The organism is Caloramator proteoclasticus DSM 10124 (assembly GCF_900129265.1).
GTDB classification, from domain to species: domain Bacteria; phylum Bacillota; class Clostridia; order Clostridiales; family Caloramatoraceae; genus Thermobrachium; species Thermobrachium proteoclasticum.
This window is the reverse complement of the sequence record NZ_FQVG01000081.1, coordinates 1-7,719: the sequence shown is the minus strand read 5'-3', so window position 1 is coordinate 7,719 and position 7,719 is coordinate 1. Positions and strand designations below refer to the sequence as shown.

Below are 7,719 nucleotides of genomic sequence, written 5' to 3'. Positions count from 1 at the left end.
TTAACTTAACCCAATTATACTTTTTTAGAAACATTCGAGGATTCAGAGAAAAAAGGCTTTTGCAGATAAATATAATAGAAGATTTGAAAGATGAAATGTTGATAATTATGAATTGGATTAATCCAATTTTTAACACCGCATAGTCGATAATAAAATTGGAAATACAGCTTTTCATTATGATGGGGAGGGGGAAGGTGTATCTATATACATGGCCTACGGCCTTTTTCCCTTCCAAAATTTCAATAAAATAGAAAAAATCTAATTTCCTATAAAGAAAAAAGCTTTACTGGAAATTAGATGCGAAATCTCTGCCATATTGCAAAAAATATTGACATTACAGAAAAACACTGGTAAAATACAGAAAAAAGAAAAAAGTTTAGTTCTTGTCCTTCAAAATTTAATTCTATTTGCCGCAAATTTATTTAATAAATGAAAAAAGTTAATCTTTCAACTCTAATATTCAGAAAAATATTGGTGTAATCTGTGGAATAAAATTTTTAAAAAAACATACAGTTTTATTAGGAATATAACCCGGCTGGGTTATAAATATAAATTTATATTAAAGGGGGAGCAGAAATGAACAAAAAGCTTGCGAGTTTTGCTGCAGGACTATTGGCAGCTATGATGCTATTAACATCCTGTGGCCCAGGTAAACAAACAGAAACAAAAAGAAAGGATGTAGCTACAGTAGAAAAGGCTACAAATCCAGCTAAACTACCTGATGTATCAAAAAATAGAAAGGACACACTGATTGTTGGTACAACAGCACCATCAGGTAAATTCAATCCAATTTATTCAGATTCAGTTTATGACTCTTGGGTAGTTAGCCTTGTTTTTGATGGATTAATTTCAAACGATGAACAGGGTAACCCAACTCCACTTATCGCAAAGGAATGGAAGATATCAGAAGATGGTAAGACTTATACTTTTACATTAAATAAGGGTGTTAAGTTTAGTGATGGTCAAGAAGTAACTGCAGAGGACGTAGCATTTACATTTACAGCAATATGTGACCCAAGCTATGATGGACCAAGAACAGATGCAGTTTCAAGCTTAGTTGGATATAAGGAATACAATGAAGATAAAGAAGGAAAGGTTAAGGAAGTTGCTGGTATAAAAGTTATTGATAAATATACAATATCATTTACATTAACAGAACCAAAGGCTCCAGCTATATATGATTTTGGTTATGGTATTATGCCAAAGCATATATATAATTTTGAAAAGGGTAATATAAAGCCACTTAAGGACAAGTTCCTAAGCCCAGTAGGTGCTGGTCCATACCTATTTAAAGAATACAAGGCTGGACAAGAAATAGTATTTGAAAAGAATCCAAATTATTGGAGAGGCGAACCAAAGATTGCAAAGATAGTTATGAAGGTAACAAATGCTACTACAGTAATCCAAGAATTAACAACTGGTAGTGTTGATATCGATAGTGTTCCAAGCAAGCCAGAACAAATTGACCTTGTTAAGAAGGCAGAATTCTTAGATATTTATAGATATCCATCAAATAGCTATGGATACATAGGATGGAATTTAAGAGATGAAAAGTTTAAGGATAAGAAGGTTCGTCAAGCACTTGCATATGGATTAAATAGAGCAGGCTTCATTCAAGCATACTACAAGGGACTTGGAGATGTATGTAATGCACCTGTATCAAAGGCATCTTGGGCATATACAGAAGATGTTAATAAGTATGAATATAACCCAGAAAAGGCAAATAAGCTTCTTGATGAAGCAGGATGGGTAAAGAAGGAAGATGGATACAGATATAAGGATGGTAAGAAGTTTACAGTTCACTGGATGACATATACAGGAAGTAAGTATGTTGAAGCATTAACTCCAATTCTAATTGAAAACTGGAAGCAAATAGGTGTTGAAGTAATTCCTGAATTGATGGAATTCAGCACACTTGCACAAAAGGTATTTGATGAACAAAAATTTGAAATGTATAATATGGCTTGGTCACTATCAATTGACCCAGATCCATCAGGAATATTCTCAATTGAACAAGATAAGCTTGGTGGATTCAACTCAGTAGGTTGGAGAAATGAAGAATCAGAAAAACTTATAAAGGAAGGCCTAAAAGAAACTAATATGGAAAAGAGAAAGGAAATTTATCAAAAATGGGTAAAACTTGCTAATGAAGAATTACCATATCTATTCTTAAGCTATGCAAATGACACTTATGCTGTAAGTGCAAAGGTTAAGGGATTAAGACTATCACCATTTACAGATTGGACATATGATATCCACAAAGTTGAACTTCAAGATGTTAAATAATAAATGCCCGGCCTTATGCCGGGCTTAATTTAGGGGGGATACAATGAGACAGTATATAACAAGAAGGCTTTTACAGATGATACCTGTGCTTATAGGGGTATCTATTATTATCTTCTTAATATTTCAAGCAGCTCCAGGCGATGCGTTAACTGGTATGATGGATCCTAAAATGTCCTATGAAACAAAGCAAAAATTAAGAAAACAGCTACACCTTGATGAACCAGGTATTATTCAATATAAATATTGGGTGCAAAATGTTTTAAAGGGTGATTTTGGAGAATCCTTTTATTTTAAACAACCAGTTGGAAAGGTTATGAATACATATATCTGGAATTCATTTTATCTTTCACTTGCATCCTTTATTTTAAGTGTATTAATTGCAATTCCTATAGGGGTAATTTCTGCAACAAGGCAATATAGTTTTATGGATTATTTCTTTACTGTATTTGCCTTGATTGGTATATCCATGCCGTCCTTCTTCTTTGGATTACTTTTAATAAAATGGTTTGCTGTTGATATAAAATTATTCCCAGTTTCAGGTATGATGACTGCAGGAAGCACAGCGGTTGGATTTGCCAAATTTAAAGATGTAATGTACCATATGACATTACCTCTTATAGTATTAACATTAGGTAGTGTTGCGGGTCTTATGAGATATACACGCTCAAGTATGCTTGAAGTTATAAGACAGGATTATGTAAGAACAGCAAGAGCAAAGGGATTAAGAGAAAAGGTCGTAATTTATAAGCACGCCCTTAGAAATGCTTTAATTCCTGTTGTTACAATATTTGGTATGTGGCTACCAGGCTTATTCTCAGGGGCTATGATAACAGAAGCAATATTTAATTGGCCAGGAATTGGACCTATTGAGCTTTTGGCTGTAAATAATAGAGATTATCCACTATTAATGGGTATAAATATGCTTCTTGCGTTTTTAACCCTCCTTGGAAATCTAATAGCAGATGTAACTTATGCATTAGTTGACCCAAGAATTAGATTAAAGTAGGGGGTGTGAGATATGGCAGAACTTAAAAAGAATACGAATAAAAATGTTGAATTAAAGGGTGCAAAAAAAGAAGATATAATGAGCCCTTGGAAGGTTGTTAAGCATAGATTAAGAAGAAACAAACTTGCAATGGTTGGTCTATATACACTATTATTTATGATTATACTTGCTATTTTTGGACCTATAGTACAAAAGTATGTATTTGGCATAACAATGGAAAAGATTGATTTATACAATATTTCAGCACCACCAAGCCTAAAGCATCCACTTGGAACTGATGAGGTTGGACGTGATATTTTAACAAGACTTATGTATGGCGGTAGAATATCTCTTACAGTAGGTATTGTTGCAGTTTCTATAAGTGTTGTAATTGGTAGTATAATTGGTGGAATATCTGGTTACTACGGCGGAGTGGTTGATGGGATTATAATGAGACTTGTTGATATATTTATGTGTTTCCCATTCTTCCCATTACTACTTATGCTTGCAGCTGTTCTTTCAGACTATAAGGTTGATCCAAAGTATAGAATATATTTTGTTATGATTATAATAGGTATATTGAGCTGGACAGGCCTTGCACGTATAGTAAGAGGACAAATATTATCCTTAAGAGAGCAGGAATTTATGCAGGCTGCTGAAGCACTTGGTCTTAGAGATAGAAGGAAGATTTTTAGACATCTTCTTCCAAATACCTTTGCTTCAATTATAGTATCTGCTACTTTAGGTATAGGTAGTGCAATTCTTTCTGAGTCTGCATTAAGCTACCTTGGTTTAGGTGTAACTCCACCATACCCATCTTGGGGACAAATGGTTCAGGTTGCAACTGACTATTATGTAATGCAATATGAGTATTGGAAGTGGATACCTCCTGGTGTTTGTATATTCTTGACAGTTATGGCAATAAACTTATTCGGAGATGGATTAAGAGATGCACTTGATCCAAAGCTTAAAAGATAGGGGGTATTAGAATGGGAGAATTATTGAGCATAAAGAATTTAAAGACTTATTTTTATACAGAAGATGGAGTAATAAAGGCTGTTGATGACGTTAGTTTATCAATAAGAGAGGGAGAAACCTTAGGTGTAGTTGGTGAATCTGGATGCGGTAAAAGTATAACTGCTATGTCTATACTTAAGCTTATTCCAAATCCACCTGGTAAAATAGTTGATGGTGAAATTATATTTGATGGCAAGGATTTAACAAAGGCAACCGATGAAGAAATCAGAAAAATACGTGGAAATAAAATATCTGTTATATTTCAGGAGCCTATGACTTCATTAAACCCTGTATTTACAATAGGTGATCAAATAATAGAAGCCATAGTTCTACACCAAAATATGAATAAAGAAAAGGCACGTGAAAAGGCTATAGATATGTTAAAGTTGGTTGGCATTCCAAGAGCAGATGAGGTTGTAGATGCCTATCCACACGAACTTTCAGGTGGAATGAGACAAAGGGCAATGATTGCAATGGCAATGGCTTGTAATCCAAAGCTTTTAATAGCAGATGAGCCAACTACTGCACTTGATGTTACAATTCAAGCACAAATACTTGATCTGATGAGAGATCTTAAGAATAAAACAAATACATCTATTATGCTTATAACTCACGACCTTGGTGTTGTTGCAGAAATGGCAGACCACGTTGTTGTTATGTATGCTGGAAAGGTCGTTGAAGAGGCTAATGTATATGAAATATTTAAAAATCCAATGCATCCATATACATTAGGATTGCTTGAATCAAAGCCAATATTAAATCAAGATAAGGATAGATTAAATTCTATACCCGGACAAGTACCAAATCCACTTAATATGCCAGAGGGCTGCTATTTCCACCCAAGATGTTCAAAGGCTATGGACATATGTAGAAGGGAACAGCCAGAACTTTGTAGTGTAAAAGATGGTCATAGGGTGGCTTGCCACCTCTACAGGGAGGTGAAGTAAAATGGCTGAGACTTTATTAAAAGTAGAAAATCTGAAAAAGTACTTTCCAATAAAGGCAGGAGTATTCCAAAGAACAGTTGGATATGTAAAGGCGGTTGATGATGTTTCATTCGAGCTAAAGGAAGGTGAAACATTAGGATTTGTTGGAGAATCAGGGTGTGGAAAATCAACAACAGGAAGAACAATATTGAGACTTTTAGATAAAACAGATGGTAGTGTGTATTTTGAGGGAAAGGATATATTTAAGTTAAGTAGAAAAGAGTTAAGAAGCATAAGACCTAAGATGCAGATTATATTCCAAGATCCATATAGTTCATTAAATCCAAGAATGACTGTAGGTGAAATTATAGGTGAGGCACTTGTAGATCACGGTATAGTATCTAAGGGTGAAGTTAAGGATAGAGTACTTGAGGCAATAGAAATGTGCGGACTTGCACCTTACCACATAAGAAGATACCCACACGAATTTTCAGGTGGACAAAGACAGAGAATTGGTATTGCAAGAGCACTTGTATTAAATCCTAAATTTATAGTTTGTGATGAACCAGTATCTGCTCTTGACGTTTCAATTCAATCACAAATTGTAAACCTTTTATGTGATCTACAACAAAAGTTTGGTTTTTCATATATGTTTATATCCCACGATTTAAGTGTTGTAAAGCACATAAGCCATAGGGTAGGTGTTATGTATTTAGGTTCACTTGTGGAACTTGCAGATAAGCACGAACTTTATAAAAATCCACTACATCCTTATACAAAGGCATTGCTTTCTGCAGTTCCAATACCAGACCCAACGCTAAAAAGGGAAAGGATAATATTACAGGGAGATATTCCAAGCCCAGCAAATCCGCCAAGTGGATGTAAATTCCATACAAGATGCCCATACAAAAAGGATATTTGTTCACAGGAAATACCTAAATTTAGAGATGTGGGCGGAGGACACTTTGTTGCGTGCCATTTAGTATAAAATATACCCCCTCAAGGACAAAATAATCCTGAGGGGGTGTTTTATATGACAACACCATTTAAAAAGAAGGTAAAGGCAAAGATTAAAGCTAAAAAGCCTTTAAGTGATGAAGAACTTGAAAGGGAAAAAATTAAGTATGAAATAGCAGAGGAATTAGGGCTTATAGATAAAGTTAAAAAATACGGTTGGAGTGGTTTGACGGCAGAAGAGACTGGCAAAATAGGTGGAATAATGACCAAGAGAAATAAGGATGCTGGCAGAAGATGGAACAAATAGGGGCAATTATGCCCCCTATAGATATGCCTTTAGTAGTTTTAATTGCCCTTCTATTGTAAATTCTTCTTTCTTTGCTGGAATCATAAAAGTTTTGCCTGCAGATATGTCATATATTTCTCCATTATAATTGAGTCTTCCATTACCTTCGATACACATATAAATATGGAAGGATTCTCCATTTGTTTTATCAAAATATTTATTTTCAACATTGATTTCATCAACAGAAAAATAGTTGCACTTTGCAATATTTGACAAATTATAGCCATTAAATTTTTGGGATACTGGTGATACTACTTTACCACTTATATTAAAATCAATTACATCAAGAGCCTTTTCAATATGAAGTTCTCTTGGTTTACCGTTTTTATCAACTCTATTCCAGTCATATACTCTGTATGTAGTATCGCTATTTTGTTGTATTTCTGCAATTACGATTCCATCAAGTATAGCGTGAACGGTGCCAGAAGGAATAAAAATAACATCCCCTTTTTTTACGGAGACATAATTTAAGCAATCCTCCAATTGTTTGTTAAAGAGTGCTTCTTTAAATTCTTCCTTTGTTGTTCCTTCTTTTACTCCGTAGATAAGTTTTGCATCTTCTTTAGCATCAACTACATACCACATTTCAGTTTTACCAAAATCGCCTTCAAATTTAAGTGCATATTCGTCGTTAGGATGAACTTGAACAGAAAGTTTATCATTTGCATCTATGTATTTAATTAGAAGAGGAAATCTATCATATTTTAGAGCTTTAGTTCCAAGTAATTCTTCTTTATATATATCTATTATTTCTTGTAGAGTTTTTTCTTTATATATTCCATTTTCGATTATACTCATCCCATTTTTATGACAACACACTTCCCAGCTCTCTGCAGTTTTTTCATAGGGTAAACTACGGCCAAATATTTTATTTAAATTCTGTCCTCCCCATATAATTTCTTTATCATAGTGTAAAATTATTGTAGGACGAAAAAGGACAAAAAATTTAAAAGAGACAACCCCTGTGGTAAAATAAAAAGTGGAAAAAACACAAACCAATAAGGGGGTGTCTCTTTTGAATAATATTATACAACAACATTTAATAAATTTCACTACTAAATTAATAAAAAATGTAGAAGAAATGCTGTCAAAAGAATGGGATTTTACAAAACTTGTTGAGGTAGTTAAAGAATCGACTGATGAACTTGGAAGGAATATAATAAAAGACTTTTTAGAAGAATTAGATAAAGCGATTAAAGAAG

Annotated in this window: 7 protein-coding genes and 1 pseudogene; 7 read left to right on the top strand and 1 reads right to left on the bottom strand. The window is 33.9% G+C overall.

Annotated features, from left to right (window positions below):
- Window positions 1-576 precede the first annotated feature (576 nt).
- The 6 genes from BUB63_RS12420 to BUB63_RS12395 are packed head-to-tail and all read left to right on the top strand — an operon-like array spanning window position 577 to window position 6,478.
- On the top strand, window positions 577-2,286 hold the full coding sequence (locus BUB63_RS12420) for a peptide-binding protein (protein ID WP_073250229.1): 1,710 nt from the start codon (window positions 577-579) through the stop codon (window positions 2,284-2,286).
- A 43-nt stretch (window positions 2,287-2,329) separates the two neighbouring features.
- Window positions 2,330-3,292 (top strand): ABC transporter permease, encoded by a 963-nt coding sequence (locus tag BUB63_RS12415; protein WP_027307665.1) that lies wholly within the window; start codon window positions 2,330-2,332, stop codon window positions 3,290-3,292.
- A gap of 12 nt (window positions 3,293-3,304) precedes the next feature.
- Entirely contained in the window at window positions 3,305-4,249 is a 945-nt protein-coding gene (gene opp4C, locus BUB63_RS12410) for an oligopeptide ABC transporter permease (protein ID WP_027307664.1), read from the top strand.
- Window positions 4,250-4,260: 11 nt separating this feature from the next.
- Complete coding sequence (locus BUB63_RS12405) at window positions 4,261-5,235, top strand: ABC transporter ATP-binding protein (RefSeq protein ID WP_073250226.1); 975 nt, start codon at window positions 4,261-4,263, stop codon at window positions 5,233-5,235.
- A 1-nt stretch (window position 5,236) separates the two neighbouring features.
- Complete coding sequence (locus BUB63_RS12400) at window positions 5,237-6,202, top strand: ABC transporter ATP-binding protein (protein ID WP_027307662.1); 966 nt, start codon at window positions 5,237-5,239, stop codon at window positions 6,200-6,202.
- A 45-nt stretch (window positions 6,203-6,247) separates the two neighbouring features.
- A complete protein-coding gene (locus BUB63_RS12395) occupies window positions 6,248-6,478 on the top strand; it encodes an alpha/beta-type small acid-soluble spore protein (protein ID WP_027307661.1) in 231 nt (76 codons plus the stop codon).
- 15 nt (window positions 6,479-6,493) lie between these two features.
- On the opposite strand, the gene manA is transcribed toward BUB63_RS12395, so the two are convergent.
- Window positions 6,494-7,411, bottom strand: a complete 918-nt coding sequence (gene manA, locus BUB63_RS12390; protein ID WP_143290294.1) for a mannose-6-phosphate isomerase, class I — start codon at window positions 7,409-7,411, stop codon at window positions 6,494-6,496.
- Between the two features lie 121 nt (window positions 7,412-7,532).
- Between manA and BUB63_RS12385 the strand changes: the two are divergent.
- Window positions 7,533-7,719 (top strand): annotated as a pseudogene (locus BUB63_RS12385) (UPF0236 family protein); the annotation flags it as partial.